Source organism: Pantoea sp. OVA07A (assembly GCF_019969975.1).
Taxonomy (GTDB): Bacteria; Pseudomonadota; Gammaproteobacteria; order Enterobacterales; family Enterobacteriaceae; genus Pantoea; species Pantoea agglomerans.
Window position 1 is genome coordinate 42,497 of record NZ_JAHXYM010000009.1, and the last position, 15,376, is coordinate 57,872.

Genomic DNA, 15,376 nt, shown 5'->3' on the forward strand with positions numbered 1-15,376 from the left:
CTGCTGAATTGATTCAGGTCAGACAACTTTTCACTATTTTTTGCAGCAATGTTAGCGTTACGTCATCCCTGCCGTATCGATTTGATTCATTTAAGTTAAAAACCTAAAGAATCCTCTCTCTCGAACGGTACCACAGAACAGGGATCCTGATGGATAATTACGTCTGAGCCGGGAAATTCTTTGCGTAACGCCTTCTCAACCTGATCGGCTACCCGATGCGCCTGCACCAGTGGCAGCTGATCTTCCAGTTCCAGATGCAGCTGAATAAATTTGGTCGGCCCGGACTGACGGGTTCGCAGATCGTGAACGCCCTGCACCTGCGGCCAGTTTGTCGCAAGCGTCAGGATTTGCTGCCGTTCCTCTTCCGGTAACGCGCGATCCAGCAATGACTGAACCGCCTCGTAGCCCATACGCAGTGCGCTGTAGAGAATAAAAATACCAATGCCCAGCGCAAACAGGGCATCCGCCCGGGCAAAGCCATAGCTGCTCAGCACCAGCGCAACCAAAATAGCGCCATTCATGATGACGTCGGACTGATAGTGCAGCATGTCAGCCCGGATCGCCTGGCTGCGGGTTTTACGAACCACCCAGCGCTGAAAGGCCACCAGCACCAGCGTTGAGCTCAGCGCCACCACGGTCACTACAATACCGACGCCGGGCGCCCGCAACTCATTGGGCGTCGCCAGATGCTGCAGGCCGGTCAGAAACAGAAACAGCGCCGACCCGGAAATAAACATACTTTGCGCCAGCGCTGCCAGCGACTCCGCTTTGCCGTGCCCGAAAGTATGATCTTCGTCAGCGGGCTGCAGAGCATAACGCACCACCAGCAGATTGGTCAGCGAGGCGGCGATATCCACCAGTGAATCCACCAGAGAGGCCAGTAAACTCACCGAACCGGTGTACCACCAGGCAAAAATTTTCACGAGCAACAGCAAAGACGCAAGAATGGTCGCGCCGAGCGCAGCACGCTTTACCAGTCGGCCATAAGAGGGTTGCATGCCAGGTTCCCTGTGCGGCATCAGTGATGATGCGCACCAAAATGAATGAATGGCTCAAGTTTAACATCGGGAGGCGGGCACTGCTTAGCGGGTCGATCAACGGATCAGGCTTTTTTGGGAAGGCGCGACAGGTACAAAAAAACAAGCCCCGGCCTCTGTGGGAGGTCGGGGCAAAGTGTCATACACATCAGTACCAGGCCACATTCAGGCCCAGGTCTGGGCTGAGAAAGGGGCGGCGACTACTTTTTGCCGCCTTTTTTCCCGGCTTCTGATGCTTTTTCACGATCGTTTTTGAAATTTCCGCCGCCGCTACTCTGGCCGCCTTTCTTACCGGCTTCAGACGCTTTTTGCGGATTATCTGCGAAATTACCTGAACCACCACGATGCTCTGCCATAACTTACTCCGTTAATAGATTCATTCAGGACTACATAATGTGGTTGCTGCTCCCTGAGACTTCGCAAAGACACTTAACTTCCCTGCAGTGACAGGATTAAGTGTAGAGGGTGCGCCTGAACCGGCAAGCGTAACGCGGGGGATTTATCTCATTGAAAAATATAATTAAATCTTTCTATGCCTGCCTGTAATTCATTCACTTTCAGTGAGTTATAATATTTAACAGGCGGTAAAACCCTTACCGGTACGCTTAAATTTAAGTCATGACCTGAATAGTAAGGAATCGGTGAGGCTTACCCATAAAAGCTCAACAAGCGCTAATCAAACAGGGGTTTTATTGCGGGGTGATGATTCCAGTCAAAATAAAAAAAGTGAAAAAAAGATAAAAAAAACCCCCACCATCATGGCGGGGGAAGACAGGGATGTGTCTATGGCAAGGAAAACAGGGATACTATGTTACTGGTTACTGCTGGTACTACTCACTGCCTGCAGCGATGACGCTGACTGCAAATTCGAAAACTGTCGCAGCTCATTAAGTCGCCGCTGGTAATTCTGCTGTAACGTCGACTGCTGGGCTGGCGTTAACAGCTGGAACATTTGATTCTGTACGCGCGCCATCTCGACCTGCTGTTCAACCTGAACTCTGGCGATCACTTCCGCCTTCTCGCGGATGGCCGCTTCGTTAAACTGGTCTGCAGTCACTAACTCATGTAGTGCTGCGATATCGTCAATATGGACAACCGGGCGCTCATGTCGGGCCTGTTGCATCAGGTCACGCATCTGCTGACGTTGCTCTTCAGTCAGCTCGATGCCATCGAACATGTGGCTTTGCGGATTTTGCGTCATACTGCCTGTCGGCAATCCGCCATGATGCATCTCGTCAATCGTCGTCGCATCTTTAGCACCTGCGCTGGCGACACTCAGAGCCATCGCTGAGGCAAGGACGACGGCGGTTAATTTGCGCATCGTGTACTCCAGTTTGTTCCGTTTTGCGATTCAACGAGAGCCAGTGTACGGCGACAGCTGCAAACATCCGTCAGGGGGTGTAAAACTACGTAAAGCGATGGATAGGTGCGCCAGGAACACGGTATTTTGCCTGCGGAGGGCTACAAAAATGAATAAAATCCTGTTGGTAGATGACGATCGCGAATTAACTTCGCTTTTAAAAGAACTGTTAGAAATGGAAGGGTTTGAAGTGGTGGTAGCCAGCGATGGTGAACAAGCGCTGAACCTGCTCGATAACTCAATTGATCTGCTTTTACTGGATGTCATGATGCCGAAGAAAAACGGTATCGACACCCTGAAAGAACTGCGTCAGCAACATCAAACCCCCGTCATCATGCTAACGGCGCGCGGCAGCGAGCTGGATCGCGTACTGGGCCTCGAACTGGGCGCAGATGACTATCTGCCTAAGCCGTTTAACGATCGTGAACTGGTGGCGCGTATCCGCGCTATTCTGCGGCGCTCAAACTGGAGTGAACAGCAGCAGCAACACGATAATAGCTCGCCCACGCTGGAAGTGGACTGCCTGCGTCTCAATCCCGGCCGTCAGGAGGCCAGTTTTGATGATGTGACGCTGGATTTGACCGGCACGGAGTTCACCCTGCTCTATCTGCTGGCGCAGCATCTGGGCCAGGTGGTGTCGCGTGAGCACCTGAGTCAGGAAGTGCTGGGCAAACGCCTGACGCCTTTTGACCGCGCTATTGATATGCATATCTCCAATCTGCGTCGCAAGCTGCCTGAACGCCGTGACGGTCATCCCTGGTTCAAAACTTTACGTGGCCGCGGCTATCTGATGGTTTCGGCATCATGATTGGAAGTCTGACCACCCGTATCTTCGCCATCTTCTGGTTGACGCTGGCGCTGGTGTTGATGCTGGTGCTAATGGTGCCCAAGCTCGATTCACGACAGATGACCTCGCTGCTGGAAAGTGAACAGCGGCAGGGCATCATGATTGAGCAACACGTCGAAGCAGAGCTGTCACAGGATCCCCCTAACGATCTGATGTGGTGGCGTCGTCTGTTTCGGGCAGTGGAAAAGTGGGCACCGCCGGGTCAGCGGCTGCTGTTAGTGACGAGTGAAGGTCGGGTGATCGGCGCGCAACATAACGAAATGCAGGTTATCCGCAATTTTATCGGCCAGTCTGACAATGCCGATCATCCGCAGAAAAAGAAATATGGTCGTGTTGAGCTGGTAGGGCCTTTCGCCGTTCGGGATGGCGAAGATAACTACCAGCTTTACATGATTCGTCCCGCCAACAGTTCCCAGCTCGATTTCGTGAATCTGCTGTTTGACCGTCCCCTGTTACTGCTTATCGTCACCATGCTCATCAGCTCCCCGCTGCTGCTCTGGCTCGCCTGGAGCCTGGCTCGTCCGGCACGTAAGCTGAAATATGCTGCCGACGAAGTCGCAAGCGGAAACCTGCGTCAGCATCCGGAACTGGAATCGGGCCCACAGGAGTTTCTGGCGGCGGGTTCCAGCTTTAACCAGATGGTCAGTGCGCTGGAGCGGATGATGACCGGTCAGCAACGTCTGTTATCAGATATCAGCCATGAGCTTCGTACCCCGCTCACCCGTCTGCAACTGGCTACCGCGCTGCTGCGTCGGCGCCAGGGTGAAGGCAAAGAGCTGGGCCGCATTGAGATGGAAGCACAGCGTCTTGATGGCATGATTAACGATCTGCTGGTGCTGTCGCGCACCCAGCATAAAAATGCGCTGGTCAGCGAAGCGATGAAGGCGAATCAGTTGTGGAATGGGGTGCTGGAAGATGCCCGCTTCGAAGCGGAGCAGATGGGCAAGAAGATGGATATTCCCTATCCGCCTGGCCCGTGGCCGCTTTATGGTAATCCCCATGCGCTGGAGAGTGCGCTGGAAAATATCGTACGCAATGCGCTGCGCTATTCCCACACCCATATCAGCGTCAGCTTCTCCGTCGATATTTCCGGCATCACGGTACACGTTGATGACGATGGTCCAGGCGTGAGTCCGGAAGATCGTGAACAGATTTTCCGGCCTTTCTACCGTACCGATGAAGCACGCGATCGCGAATCAGGCGGCACCGGTCTTGGCCTGGCGATTGTTGAAACGGCAGTGCAGCAACATCGCGGCTGGGTTAAAGCGGATGACAGCCCATTGGGCGGCCTGCGTCTGACCCTCTGGTTGCCGCTCTACTCCTCCGCTCGTCAATAATTTGTTATGCTTCGGCCCCTGTCATCGGGGGCCTTATGCTTAACATTGTCTTGTTTGAACCAGAAATTCCGCCGAATACCGGCAATATCATCCGCCTGTGTGCCAATACTGGCTTTCAGCTTCATCTGATTCAGCCGCTTGGTTTTGCCTGGGATGACAAGCGTTTACGCCGCGCCGGGCTGGATTACCACGAATTTACTGCCATTAAATTCCACGCCGACTATCAGGCGTTTATCGCCTCAGAGTCGCCTGAGCGTCTGTTTGCGCTGACGACCAAAGGTACGCCCGCACACAGTGCCGTAGCGTACCAGGCTGGCGATTATCTGCTGTTTGGCCCGGAGAGCCGTGGACTTCCGGCTGAGATCTTAGCGGCGTTACCGGCTCAGCAGAAAATCCGTATCCCGATGAAAGCGGAAAGCCGCAGTATGAATTTGTCGAACGCCGTCTCGGTGGTGGTCTATGAAGCGTGGCGCCAGCTTGATTATGCGGGCGCGCTGATTAAAGACTAGATGCCGTCGCCAAACTGAAAACCCGCCAGGCTGCCATTAAAGTGCTGATCCATATCCATCGACGGCTTTTCACTGCCTGGCTTACCAACGATTCGCGCGGGTACGCCTGCTGCAGTGGTGTGCGGCGGCACGGGCTGTAACACTACGGATCCGGCACCGATTTTGGCTCCCTTGCCAACTTCAATATTGCCCAGGACTTTCGCACCGGCACCAATCATCACCCCTTCACGGATTTTCGGGTGACGATCGCCGCTGGTTTTGCCGGTTCCGCCCAGCGTAACCGATTGCAGGATCGAGACATCATTCTCAACCACGGCGGTTTCACCAATCACAATGCCTGTGGCATGGTCGAGCATGATGCCGTGGCCGATGTTGGCGGCGGGATGAATATCGACGGCAAAGGAGACGGAAATTTCATTCTGCAGATAAACCGCCAGCGCGCGCCGGCCTTCATTCCACAGCCAGTGACCAATGCGGTAGGCCTGTAAGGCGTGAAAACCTTTGAGGTAGAGCAGCGGCGTGGAGTATTTATCGACTGCCGGGTCACGCTGACGCACCGCCTGAATATCGTACGCCGCTGACATAATCATCGACGGATCTTCACGGTAGGCTTCTTCAACGATTTCACGAATGGCGATGGCGGGCATAATCGGGTTAGCCAGCTTGTTGGCCAGCATATAACTCAGTGCACTACCGAGATTTTCATGCTTGAGCAATGTCGCGTGGAAGAAGCTGGCCAGCATCGGCTCACAATCAGCCAGGGCGCGCGCTTCTGCTTTGATATTATTCCAGACCAGTTCTAACTCATCAGACGACATTGCTGTTTTCTCCCGATAAAAAAAGCGCCTGAATGGGCGCTGCAGGTGATTATGCTACGCGTCCTGCGTTAGCCAGTGCTGTTTTCGTCCTTCCTTGTTCGTCCCAGCAGACTCAATGCTGCATCTCTCGCCGGTTTTTCGCAATACAGCACCTGATAAATCTGCTCGGTGATCGGCATTTCCACACCAAAACGGGCAGCCAATGCTTTGACTTCTTTGGTGTTTCTGTAGCCTTCTACAACTTGTCCGATAATGCGTTGCGCGCTATCTACATCCTCGCCCTGGCCCAGCATCATGCCAAAACGACGGTTACGTGACTGATTATCGGTACAGGTCAGCACCAGATCGCCCAGACCCGCCATCCCCATAAAGGTGGTGGGATCGGCACCCAGCGCGGCGCCCAGCCGGCTCATTTCAGCCAGACCACGGGTGATCAGTGCGGTACGTGCATTCGCGCCAAAACCAATCCCGTCAGAGATCCCGGCACCGATAGCAATCACGTTTTTTACCGCGCCGCCCAGCTGTACGCCGATGAAGTCAGGGTTGTTATAAACGCGGAAGCTCTTACCGCAGTGCAGCTTCTGCTGCAGATCCTCAGCAAACTGCGCATCCGTTGCGGCCAGCGCGATAGCCGTCGGTAATCCGGCTGCCAGCTCTTTCGCAAAGGTCGGTCCTGAGATCACGGCCAGCGGAATAGCATCGCCGACAATTTCCCGCGCCACATCCTGCAGCAGACGTCCGGTCTCTTTTTCCAGCCCTTTGGTCGCCCAGACAATACGCGAGTCTGACCGCAGATGAGGCTTGATCTGCTGCAGCACCTCGCCAAAGACATGACTCGGCACCACAACTAATAAATCGCGGCTGGCAGCAATAGCTTTAGTCAGATCAGGTTCAAGAGAAAGATGGTCGGGGAACGGGACATCAGGCAGGAAAGCGGTGTTGCAACGGTCACTCTGAAGCTGCGCCAGATGCGCCGGGTTATGTCCCCACAACAGCACCGGATGGCCGTTGCGGGCCAGCGTAATCGCCAAAGCGGTGCCGTATGAACCGGCACCGATGACGCTAATCGAAGCGTGAGTTGTCATCAGGCATCCTGATGTGGTTCAGCACCTTCTTCACCTTGCTGCTGCTGCAGGTAGTTCATGAACAGCGCATCAAAGTTAACCGGTGCCAGGTTCAGCTGCGGGAAGGTACCACGTGATACCAGGCTGGTAATGCATTCGCGTGCGTACGGGAACAGGATGTTCGGGCAGTATGCGCCCAGGCAATGTGCCATCTGCGTTCCTTCGATACCGCTGATGGTGAAAATACCGGCCTGCTGAACTTCACACAGGAAAGCGGTTTCTTCGCCCACGGTGGCGGTTACAGTCACACGAAGTACCACTTCGTAAACTTCGTCAGCCAGCTGAGAAGATGCAGTGTCCAGATCCAGTTTAACGTCCGGTTCCCACTCTTTCTGGAAAACCTGTGGTGCATTTGGCGCTTCAAAAGAGATGTCTTTGGTGAATACGCGCTGAATCTGGAATTGCATTTCGTTGGTGTTATGTTCTGACATGTGACCAAATCCTATGTATGAGATTGTCCGGCGTAAAATTACGCCTGCAGTAAGGGATCTAAACCTTCGCGATTATCGAGTGCGAATAAGTCGTCGCAGCCACCAATGTGCTGCGCATCAATAAAAATCTGAGGCACGGTGGTGCGGCCGCTACGCTTGATCATCTCTTCGCGTTTCGCCATGTCTCCATCAATGGGGATCTCCTGAAACGATACGCCTTTTTGCGTTAACAGCGCCTTCGCCCGATGGCAGTATGGACAGGTCGCCTTGGTATACACTTCAACATTTGCCATGATCAGCACCTCTGTAAGATTATTTGCCGCGAACTAACGGCAGATTTTCGCCGCTCCAGCCACTGATACCATCTTTCAGCACTGAAACCCGCTCAAAGCCGGCCGCGCTGAGATGCGCAGCAGAATCACCCGCGCTTTGTCCGGTTGCACACACCACAATTATGGGCTGCGCTTTATGCTTTGCCAGTTCGTCAATGTTGCCTTTTTTAATCTCAGCGGCTGCGACATTCAGCGCACCTGAAATATGGCCTCTGCGGAAATCGTCGCGCGAACGCACGTCTACAACTACCGCGTCCTCTTTGTTAATCAGGCGGGTTGCTTCACCGCGACTGATCGTTTTTACCTTAGAGAACATTCCTTTAACGGTAGTCACAATCACCAGAACGAGTAAAACGACCCATGCCAGACTCAGGATGGGGTGATTGCTTGCAAACTGCATAATTTCTTGCATGAGGGGTAACGACTCCAGACCGGGCTAATAAGCTAAAACAAGGGTTCTGAGTATACCTGCGCCACTTCGCATGTACAGATGCTATGCGGCCAGAGTATCGATTTGTGCTTCATTTTCCAAAAAAAGTGGCTGAATAGCAAAAATGGCGTAAGGCTTAATCCATGTCATTGTGAAAGTGGACATAACTGGAAAAGCAAATGCCAGTGGGGAGCACTGGTAAGCGGCGGTTCATCGTGGAATAATCATTGGCCTATGAAGGGAAAAACAACCGTTTCGCACACAAGGACCCGTCCCAACGGCGATAACCTGCCGTTGTTCACACACTTGTCCAGCCTCTCCCTTAGCCTGCTTTGTGCGGGGGCACTGTTATTGCCTGCCGCCGCCGTTAGTGCAGAAGACAGCAAATCTCAGCTGCAATCTATTCAGCAAAACATCGCTGAAAAAGAGAAAAGCGTTAAAGCGCAAAAGCTTCAGCGCAGCAAATTACTGGATCAGTTGCAGAGCCAGGAAAAAATCATCGCTCAGGCGAGCCGTCAGTTGCGTGACACCCGCAATAGCCTCAACGCCCTGAATGACGAAATCAAACAGCTTGCCACCTCCATCGCCCGCCTTGAAAAACAGCAAACCCAACAGGAAAACCTGCTTTCAGAGCAGCTTGATGCGGCGTTTCGTCAGGGTAAGCACAACGGTGTACAGCTGTTGATGGGCGGTGAAGAGAGCCAGCGCAGCGAGCGTATTCTGGCCTATTTCGGCTATCTGAATGCGGCGCGCCAGAAAAGTATCGAATCGCTGCAACAGACGCGTCAGGATTTGGCTCAGCAACGCGCCACGCTGGAGCAGAAGCAACAGCAGCAGAAAGGCTTATTAGCGCAGCAGCAGGGCCAGCAGCAGAAGCTGCAACAGGCGAGCGAAGCGCGGAAAAAAACCCTGACGACACTGGAAAGCGCGCTGGAAAAAGATCAGGCCGATCTGGTCGAGATGCGTCAGAACGAAAGCCGTCTGCAGGATAAGATCGCCCGTGCGGAACGCGAGGCGCGCGAGCGCGCCGCCCGTGAAGCGCGTGAGGCGGAAAAAGTGCGTCAGCGTCAGGCGCAGGCGAAAGCCAAAGGCTCCAGCTATCAGCCGACCCAGAGCGAACGCGAACTGGTGGCGCGCACCGGTGGACTCGGTCGCGCGGGCGGGCAGGCCTTGTGGCCGGTACGCGGACGCATTGAACATCGTTTTGGTGAACAGCTGCAGGGTGAACTGCGCTGGAAAGGACTGGTGATTGATGCGCGCGAAGGTACCGAGGTGAAAGCTATCGCCGATGGCCGCGTGCTGATGGCCGACTGGTTACAGGGCTACGGCCTGGTGGTCGTGCTGGAACATGGTAAAGGCGATATGAGCCTGTATGGCTACAACCAAAGTGCGCTGGTGAGCGTGGGTACGCAGGTGAAGGCAGGACAGCCTATCGCACTGGTGGGCACCAGTGGTGGCCGCGGTACTCCGTCGCTCTATTTTGAAATCCGACGTCAGGGACAGGCCGTCAATCCACTCCCGTGGTTAGGAAAATAGGTTTTGCTGCAACTTCGAAAAATCCCCGTTCTGTTGAGCGCCCTGCTGTTGAGCTACGCTGCGCAGGCGGGCAAACTGGCCATTGTCATCGATGACGTAGGCTATCGCCCTGCCGAAGAGAACAAGGTCCTGCAGATGCCGCAGGCCATTTCAGTGGCGGTTTTGCCCAACGCGCCACATGCCCGTGAAATGGCCACCAAAGCGCACCAGAGTGGTCACGAAGTGTTGATCCATCTGCCCATGGCGCCGCTGAGCAAGCAGCCGCTGGAAAAAGATACCTTAACGCCGGAGATGAGCAGCGAAGAAGTTACCCGCATCATGCGCAATGCGGTTAACAACGTGCCTTATGCCGTAGGTCTGAACAACCATATGGGCAGCAGGATGACCTCCAGCCTGCCCGGCATGCAGAAAGTGATGCAGGCGCTGAACCACTACAATCTCTACTTTCTGGATAGCATGACCATCGCTAACAGTCAGGCTGTTCCTGCCGCACAGGGCACCCAGGTCAGGGTATTAAAACGCCGGGTATTTCTGGATGACAGCCAGGATATTAATGCCATCCGCCAGCAGTTCAGTCGGGCGGTGAAACTGGCGCAGCGCGACGGTTACGCCATTGCCATTGGTCATCCCCACCCTAACACCGTGCGGGTGCTGCAGCAGATGTTACCCACATTGCCAGCCGACGTTACGCTGGTTCGTCCCAGTCAGCTGCTGAACGAATCACTGCACAGCGGCTCACGGCCGCCTGTGGCGCCGGCAAAACCGGTGACACCGCGCTTCCAGCCTGCAGACCTGTGTAAACCGAAACAGCCGCTGGCGCCGGTTCCTGCCACCCGAGCCTTAGCGGTAATAGCGGAAAGCGTGAATAACAGTCCGCTGTTTAACACGCTAAAAAATCTGTTCTGAATTTGCTATGAATGCTAAGTGTTCAGCTTAGCGTTCATTTATACGCAGAAATTACTATAATCCTGGGTCGGGCGATAACGTGCTGTGCGGGAACAGTGATAGGGATGACGATTATTAAACAAAAAATCCTGCTGCTGGATAACGGCAGAGAGTGGGGCGGCGGCACCAACAGTATGCTGGAGCTGTTGAAGCGTATCGATCGTCAAAAGTTTGATATCACCTGCTGCTTCTATCACAACTACAGCCGTGGCAACGACGAAACCATTGAGGCCACGCTGAATGCGCTGGCTATCCCGGTCTTTTTTATTCCGCAAATCAGGCAGCCACGCTGGGCAAAGTTTGTTAAAGAAGTCGCGCGGGCACTGCTGTTTTTTAATAAAAAGCTCAAGAAGCGCGCCATCGATCAGATTGATACTCACTGGCGCATTATGCCCAATGCCAGCAAAATCAATTCACTGCTGCAGCTGGGAAAGTTTGACACGCTCTATATGAATAACCAGCCCAGCACCAATGTGGAAGGTTATCTGGCGGCGCGCAGCCTGGATGTTGCGGTAGTGCAACACTGCCGTATCGATCCGGTTCTGGAACCGCGGCTGGTCAGCATGGTCAATCAGGATTGCCAGGCGATCATTGCCGTGTCACAGGGCGTGAATAACACCCTGCGCAGCCACGGTGTTGATGCGGAACGCTGTTTTACCGTCAATAACGCTATCGACATCCACCAGCCTCTGCCCGACCGCCTTGAAGTACGCCAGCGCTTTAAACTCTCCCCTTCGACCTTTGTGTTTGGCACGATCGGCTCGCTGATATTGCGTAAATCTAATCACCATATTCTGCAGGCACTGGGCCGTTTTAAACGCGCTAATCCCGATGCCGACTGGAAGATGGTGGTGGTCGGAGCGGGTCCGGAACTTCAGCATCTGCTGCAACTCGCTACCGCAGAGAACATCCAGCAGCATGTGGTCTTTACGGGCTTTCAGAACAACGCGCTGGATTACCTCACCGCCTTTGATGCGTTTATTCTTGCCTCACGCAGTGAGGGCTTACCAAGGGTTGTGCTGGAGGCGATGCTGGTGAATACCGCCGTAGTGGGATCCCGCGTGGTCGGCACTGCCGAATTGATCAGTCATGACGAAACCGGGCTGCTGTTTGACTATGGCAACGTGGTGCAACTGACCCAGCATCTGACCGCGCTGTGGCAGGATGCGGATTTACGTCAACGCCTGATCAATGCGGCAGCGAAACGCGTACGTGAACAGTACGCTATTGAAACTTATATCAGCGGCGTCGAGAATATTTTGCAAAGCGTCGTGAAAAAGAAACCTCATGCTTAATTTTTTAAATCCCCGTTATCGCCATATCAGGGCGAATCATAACCTGCCTTATTCGCATAAAGAGGTTCAGGGCACTGTACCGGTCACTTCTGTCGTGATCCCCTGCACCGGCGCGGACTATATCGAAGAAGCCCTGCTCAGTGCCGATTTTGCGGCGCGCTTTGCGACAGAGGCTGAAGAGATCGTGATTGTCAGCGATCAGCCGGCTCACGCCTTTGGCAGCCTGCCAGTAAAAACCCGCGTGGCAACGCTGGATGTCCCGCATCGGGAAGAGAGTTATCGCTACAAGCAGATCTATCGCAGTCGTTTGATTAAATTGCAGGCGCCCTTACAGGCTAAAGGCGACGGTATTCTGATGATCGATTCCGACCTCAATCTGCTTAAGATGCCCGAGATTATGATGAAGCCCGGCCATCTCTATTCCAGTTTTCGTCAGGGGAAAATGATTGCCAAGCTGGCTGATGCGCCGGAAGAGGCGATTCCCGCCTACTACCCGCACAGTATCCGGCCCTGGCTGGTGGATCACGTGAATGGGGCTTACCTGGCTGCCACCCGTGAAGTCTGGCAGCGCATTTCGCCGCTGTGGCTGACGCTGTTTAATGATACATGGAATTTAATGAACGACAGCCAGCCGCCTACTGACCAGCTGCCGCTCGCGGTGTTGCTGGACATGCTGGATATTAAAACCGTCAATCTGGGCGAATGGGCTAACTGGCCGGTCTCAAAGAAAATTGGCGGTCAGTCGGCGGTGATCCCGCCTGAAGTGGTAGGCGCACATGGCGGCTTTCCGCTGTCGGAATGGCAAAAATACCTCGCCGATCCGCAACAACCGCTGAACTTTAAAGGCCAGGACTACACGCGCAAAGTGCGCTACCTGACCGATGAAGAGAAAAAACAAAGCTAATCATGCGGCCGCCCTGGCGGCCGTTGTTTTAATCCCAGCTCAGTATCACCTTTCCCGAGCGTCCAGAACGCATCTCATCAAAGCCCTGCTGGAAATCGTCGATTCCATAGTGATGGGTAATAACCGGCGTTAAATCAAGCCCGGACTGGATCAGCGCCGCCATTTTATACCAGGTTTCAAACATCTCCCGGCCATAAATGCCCTTGATAAAAAGCCCTTTGAAGATCACCTGATTCCAGTCGATCGCCATTTCACCCGGCGGGATGCCCAGCAGTGCAATCCGCCCTCCGTGATTCATTACCTCCAGCAATGAACGGAAGGCAGGCGGTGCACCAGACATCTCCAGTCCGACATCGAATCCCTCCGTCATGCCCAGCGAGTGCATCACGTCTCGCAGATCCTCATTCGCCACATTGACCGCGCGCGTGACGCCCATTTTGCGCGCCAGTGCCAGACGATACTCATTGATGTCTGTGATCACCACGTTACGTGCGCCGACATGGCGACAGACCGCGGCGGCCATGATGCCGATAGGACCCGCGCCGGATATCAGCACATCCTCACCCACCAGATCGAACGATAGCGCGGTATGCACGGCGTTGCCGAACGGATCAAAGATTGCCGCCAGCTCATCGGAAATGTTGTCGGGAATTTTGAACGCATTGAAGGCCGGGATAACCAGATACTCCGCAAAGCAGCCCTGGCGGTTAACGCCTACACCCATTGTGTTACGGCATAAATGCGTTCGCCCGGCACGGCAATTACGGCAATGTCCGCAGGTGATGTGCCCTTCGCCCGAGACCCGATCGCCAATCGTAAAGCCTTTCACTTCCTGTCCTATCGCAACCACTTCCCCCACATATTCATGACCGACAATCATCGGTACCGGAATGGTTTTGCGCGACCAGTCATCCCAGTTGTAGATATGGACATCGGTACCGCAGATAGCGGTTTTGCGAATCTTAATCAGCAAATCGTTGTGGCCCGGCTCCGGAACCGGCGCATCGATCACCATCCAGATGCCCGTTTCCTTCTTCAGTTTGGCGAGTGCTTTCATGACGGACTCCTCAGGCGATAACGCCCAGTTGTTTGCCGATACGGGTAAAGGCCGCCACCGCACGTTCCAGCTGTTGCTGGGTATGCGCCGCAGAGATTTGGGTGCGAATGCGTGCCTGACCTTTTGGCACCACCGGATAGAAGAAGCCGGTAACGTAGATGCCTTCCTGTTGCAGCAGGCGGGCGAACTCCTGGGCGACGCTGGCTTCACCCAGCATCACCGGGATAATGGCGTGATCGGCTCCCGCCAGCGTAAAGCCCGCCGCCGTCATCTGCTCCCGAAAGTAACGGGCGTTGTCCCACAGACGCTGACGCAGCCCGTCGCCTTCGCTGAGCAGATCCAGCACCCGCAGCGAGGCGGCAACAATGGCCGGGGCCAGCGAGTTAGAGAACAGATAGGGACGGGAACGCTGGCGCAGCCACTCCACCACTTCTGCTTTTGCTGCGGTGTAGCCACCGGAGGCGCCACCCAGCGCTTTACCCAGCGTGCCGGTAATGATGTCGACCCGGCCCATCACATCGCAATATTCATGGGTTCCGCGTCCGGCGTTCCCGACAAAGCCCACCGCATGGGAATCATCCACCATCACCAGCGCAGAGAACTCGTCGGCCAGATCGCAGATAGCGGGCAGATTCGCAATTACCCCATCCATTGAGAAGACCCCATCGGTGGCGATCAGAATATGACGCGCGCCTTTAGCGCGCGCTTCCTGCAAGCAGGCGCGCAGCTGCGCCATATCGTTATTGGCATAGCGGTAACGCTGCGCTTTGCACAGCCGGACGCCATCGATAATGGAAGCGTGGTTCAGCGCATCAGAGATGACGGCATCCTGCGCATCAAGCAGGGTTTCAAACAGGCCGCCATTGGCATCGAAACAGGAGGAGTAAAGAATGGCATCCTCCATGCCGAGAAAGTCTGCCAGCCGCTTTTCCAGCTGCTTATGACTATCCTGCGTGCCGCAAATAAAGCGCACCGACGCCATACCAAAACCATGCGAATCCATCCCCTCTTTCGCCGCCTGAATCAGCGCCGGATGGTTCGCTAAACCTAAGTAGTTATTGGCACAGAAGTTAATCACCGCCGGGTTATCGCCAACCGCGATCTCCGTCTGCTGGGCAGAGGTGATGATCCGCTCCTGTTTAAACAGTCCTTCCTGACGTGCATCATCAAGTTGCTGACGAAGTTGTTGATAAAATTGCGCAGGCATCATTGCTCTCCTCAGATGGCAAAAATCTGGCATATCTTACTGAACAGGCCGCTTCTTCACGATAAATCGCCCAACAGAATGTCATTTTTGCAGCATAGTTCACGCCGCAAGGATGTACGCACAAAGCGTTACAGAGTCATCTGGCTGTCTGCACCCTGATGAAATGTTATGATGTGAGGTATTCGTGTGTGAAACCTCCTGTTTCAC

Annotated in this window: 17 protein-coding genes; 7 read left to right on the forward strand and 10 right to left on the reverse strand. The window is 54.3% G+C overall.

Features of this window, described 5'->3' with window-relative positions:
• Positions 1-95 precede the first annotated feature (95 nt).
• The 3 genes from fieF to cpxP all read right to left on the reverse strand — a co-directional run bounded on the left by fieF (position 96) and on the right by cpxP (position 2,358).
• Positions 96-998: a CDF family cation-efflux transporter FieF gene (gene fieF / locus LC417_RS21085; protein ID WP_223566321.1), complete on the reverse strand. Its 903-nt coding sequence runs from the start codon at positions 996-998 to the stop codon at positions 96-98.
• Positions 999-1,237: 239 nt separating this feature from the next.
• Positions 1,238-1,393 carry a general stress protein gene (locus tag LC417_RS21090; protein ID WP_010258211.1) on the reverse strand — a complete coding sequence of 52 codons (156 nt, stop codon included), beginning with the start codon at positions 1,391-1,393 and terminating at the stop codon, positions 1,238-1,240.
• 455 nt (positions 1,394-1,848) lie between these two features.
• Positions 1,849-2,358 carry a cell-envelope stress modulator CpxP gene (gene cpxP / locus LC417_RS21095; RefSeq protein ID WP_223566322.1) on the reverse strand — a complete coding sequence of 170 codons (510 nt, stop codon included), beginning with the start codon at positions 2,356-2,358 and terminating at the stop codon, positions 1,849-1,851.
• Between the two features lie 148 nt (positions 2,359-2,506).
• On the opposite strand from cpxP, the gene cpxR reads away from it, so the two are divergent.
• Genes cpxR through trmL form a run of 3 tightly spaced genes read left to right on the forward strand, consistent with a single transcriptional unit; the run spans position 2,507 to position 5,090 of the window.
• Positions 2,507-3,205 (forward strand): envelope stress response regulator transcription factor CpxR, encoded by a 699-nt coding sequence (gene cpxR / locus LC417_RS21100; protein ID WP_009088062.1) that lies wholly within the window; start codon positions 2,507-2,509, stop codon positions 3,203-3,205.
• Complete coding sequence (gene cpxA, locus LC417_RS21105) at positions 3,202-4,581, forward strand: envelope stress sensor histidine kinase CpxA (protein WP_010258221.1); 1,380 nt, start codon at positions 3,202-3,204, stop codon at positions 4,579-4,581. Before cpxR ends, cpxA begins: the two co-directional genes overlap by 4 nt.
• Before the next feature lie 35 nt (positions 4,582-4,616).
• Entirely contained in the window at positions 4,617-5,090 is a 474-nt protein-coding gene (trmL, locus tag LC417_RS21110; protein WP_010258223.1) for a tRNA (uridine(34)/cytosine(34)/5-carboxymethylaminomethyluridine(34)-2'-O)-methyltransferase TrmL, read from the forward strand.
• On the opposite strand, the gene cysE is transcribed toward trmL, so the two are convergent.
• From cysE to LC417_RS21135, 5 genes are all read right to left on the reverse strand, one after another.
• A complete protein-coding gene (gene cysE / locus LC417_RS21115) occupies positions 5,087-5,908 on the reverse strand; it encodes a serine O-acetyltransferase (protein ID WP_010258225.1) in 822 nt (273 codons plus the stop codon). The genes trmL and cysE overlap by 4 nt on opposite strands.
• Before the next feature lie 68 nt (positions 5,909-5,976).
• Complete coding sequence (gene gpsA / locus LC417_RS21120; RefSeq protein ID WP_181955368.1) at positions 5,977-6,993, reverse strand: NAD(P)H-dependent glycerol-3-phosphate dehydrogenase; 1,017 nt, start codon at positions 6,991-6,993, stop codon at positions 5,977-5,979.
• Positions 6,993-7,463 carry a protein-export chaperone SecB gene (secB, locus tag LC417_RS21125; RefSeq protein ID WP_010258229.1) on the reverse strand — a complete coding sequence of 157 codons (471 nt, stop codon included), beginning with the start codon at positions 7,461-7,463 and terminating at the stop codon, positions 6,993-6,995. Before secB ends, gpsA begins: the two co-directional genes overlap by 1 nt.
• Before the next feature lie 38 nt (positions 7,464-7,501).
• Positions 7,502-7,756, reverse strand: a complete 255-nt coding sequence (gene grxC / locus LC417_RS21130) for a glutaredoxin 3 (protein ID WP_010258231.1) — start codon at positions 7,754-7,756, stop codon at positions 7,502-7,504.
• A gap of 19 nt (positions 7,757-7,775) precedes the next feature.
• Positions 7,776-8,207, reverse strand: coding sequence for a rhodanese-like domain-containing protein (locus tag LC417_RS21135; RefSeq protein WP_010258234.1), 432 nt, complete (start codon positions 8,205-8,207; stop codon positions 7,776-7,778).
• A 252-nt stretch (positions 8,208-8,459) separates the two neighbouring features.
• Here LC417_RS21135 and envC point away from each other — a divergent pair, with 252 nt between their 5' ends.
• The 4 genes from envC (at position 8,460) to LC417_RS21155 (ending at position 12,905) form a co-directional block, all read left to right on the forward strand.
• Positions 8,460-9,761 (forward strand): murein hydrolase activator EnvC, encoded by a 1,302-nt coding sequence (gene envC, locus LC417_RS21140; protein WP_029519509.1) that lies wholly within the window; start codon positions 8,460-8,462, stop codon positions 9,759-9,761.
• Between the two features lie 3 nt (positions 9,762-9,764).
• On the forward strand, positions 9,765-10,667 hold the full coding sequence (locus tag LC417_RS21145; protein ID WP_223566323.1) for a divergent polysaccharide deacetylase family protein: 903 nt from the start codon (positions 9,765-9,767) through the stop codon (positions 10,665-10,667).
• 104 nt (positions 10,668-10,771) lie between these two features.
• Positions 10,772-12,001 carry a glycosyltransferase gene (locus tag LC417_RS21150; RefSeq protein ID WP_010258244.1) on the forward strand — a complete coding sequence of 410 codons (1,230 nt, stop codon included), beginning with the start codon at positions 10,772-10,774 and terminating at the stop codon, positions 11,999-12,001.
• Positions 11,994-12,905, forward strand: a complete 912-nt coding sequence (locus LC417_RS21155; RefSeq protein WP_223566324.1) for a hypothetical protein — start codon at positions 11,994-11,996, stop codon at positions 12,903-12,905. Before LC417_RS21150 ends, LC417_RS21155 begins: the two co-directional genes overlap by 8 nt.
• A 28-nt stretch (positions 12,906-12,933) precedes the next feature.
• Here LC417_RS21155 and tdh read toward each other — a convergent pair whose 3' ends face one another.
• Together tdh and LC417_RS21165 are read right to left on the reverse strand one after the other, a co-directional pair.
• The gene (gene tdh, locus LC417_RS21160) at positions 12,934-13,962 is read right to left on the reverse strand and encodes an L-threonine 3-dehydrogenase (RefSeq protein ID WP_223566325.1); all 1,029 of its coding nucleotides are present in this window, start codon (positions 13,960-13,962) and stop codon (positions 12,934-12,936) included.
• 10 nt (positions 13,963-13,972) lie between these two features.
• Positions 13,973-15,169, reverse strand: a complete 1,197-nt coding sequence (locus LC417_RS21165; RefSeq protein ID WP_061704418.1) for a glycine C-acetyltransferase — start codon at positions 15,167-15,169, stop codon at positions 13,973-13,975.
• Positions 15,170-15,376: the final 207 nt, after the last annotated feature.

Excerpts from the sequence above, each read along its gene's own strand:
- LC417_RS21150 (WP_010258244.1), top strand. The coding sequence starts at position 10,772 with ATGACGATTATTAAACAAAAAATCCTGCTGCTGGATAACGGCAGAGAG.
- LC417_RS21155 (WP_223566324.1), top strand. The coding sequence starts at position 11,994 with ATGCTTAATTTTTTAAATCCCCGTTATCGCCATATCAGGGCGAATCAT.
- gpsA (WP_181955368.1), bottom strand. The coding sequence starts at position 6,993 with ATGACAACTCACGCTTCGATTAGCGTCATCGGTGCCGGTTCATACGGC.
- cpxP (WP_223566322.1), bottom strand. The coding sequence starts at position 2,358 with ATGCGCAAATTAACCGCCGTCGTCCTTGCCTCAGCGATGGCTCTGAGT.
- envC (WP_029519509.1), top strand. The coding sequence starts at position 8,460 with ATGAAGGGAAAAACAACCGTTTCGCACACAAGGACCCGTCCCAACGGC.
- LC417_RS21135 (WP_010258234.1), bottom strand. The coding sequence starts at position 8,207 with ATGCAAGAAATTATGCAGTTTGCAAGCAATCACCCCATCCTGAGTCTG.
- cpxR (WP_009088062.1), top strand. The coding sequence starts at position 2,507 with ATGAATAAAATCCTGTTGGTAGATGACGATCGCGAATTAACTTCGCTT.
- cysE (WP_010258225.1), bottom strand. The coding sequence starts at position 5,908 with ATGTCGTCTGATGAGTTAGAACTGGTCTGGAATAATATCAAAGCAGAA.
- tdh (WP_223566325.1), bottom strand. The coding sequence starts at position 13,962 with ATGAAAGCACTCGCCAAACTGAAGAAGGAAACGGGCATCTGGATGGTG.
- LC417_RS21165 (WP_061704418.1), bottom strand. The coding sequence starts at position 15,169 with ATGCCTGCGCAATTTTATCAACAACTTCGTCAGCAACTTGATGATGCA.
- grxC (WP_010258231.1), bottom strand. The coding sequence starts at position 7,756 with ATGGCAAATGTTGAAGTGTATACCAAGGCGACCTGTCCATACTGCCAT.
- LC417_RS21090 (WP_010258211.1), bottom strand. The coding sequence starts at position 1,393 with ATGGCAGAGCATCGTGGTGGTTCAGGTAATTTCGCAGATAATCCGCAA.
- cpxA (WP_010258221.1), top strand. The coding sequence starts at position 3,202 with ATGATTGGAAGTCTGACCACCCGTATCTTCGCCATCTTCTGGTTGACG.
- secB (WP_010258229.1), bottom strand. The coding sequence starts at position 7,463 with ATGTCAGAACATAACACCAACGAAATGCAATTCCAGATTCAGCGCGTA.
- fieF (WP_223566321.1), bottom strand. The coding sequence starts at position 998 with ATGCAACCCTCTTATGGCCGACTGGTAAAGCGTGCTGCGCTCGGCGCG.
- trmL (WP_010258223.1), top strand. The coding sequence starts at position 4,617 with ATGCTTAACATTGTCTTGTTTGAACCAGAAATTCCGCCGAATACCGGC.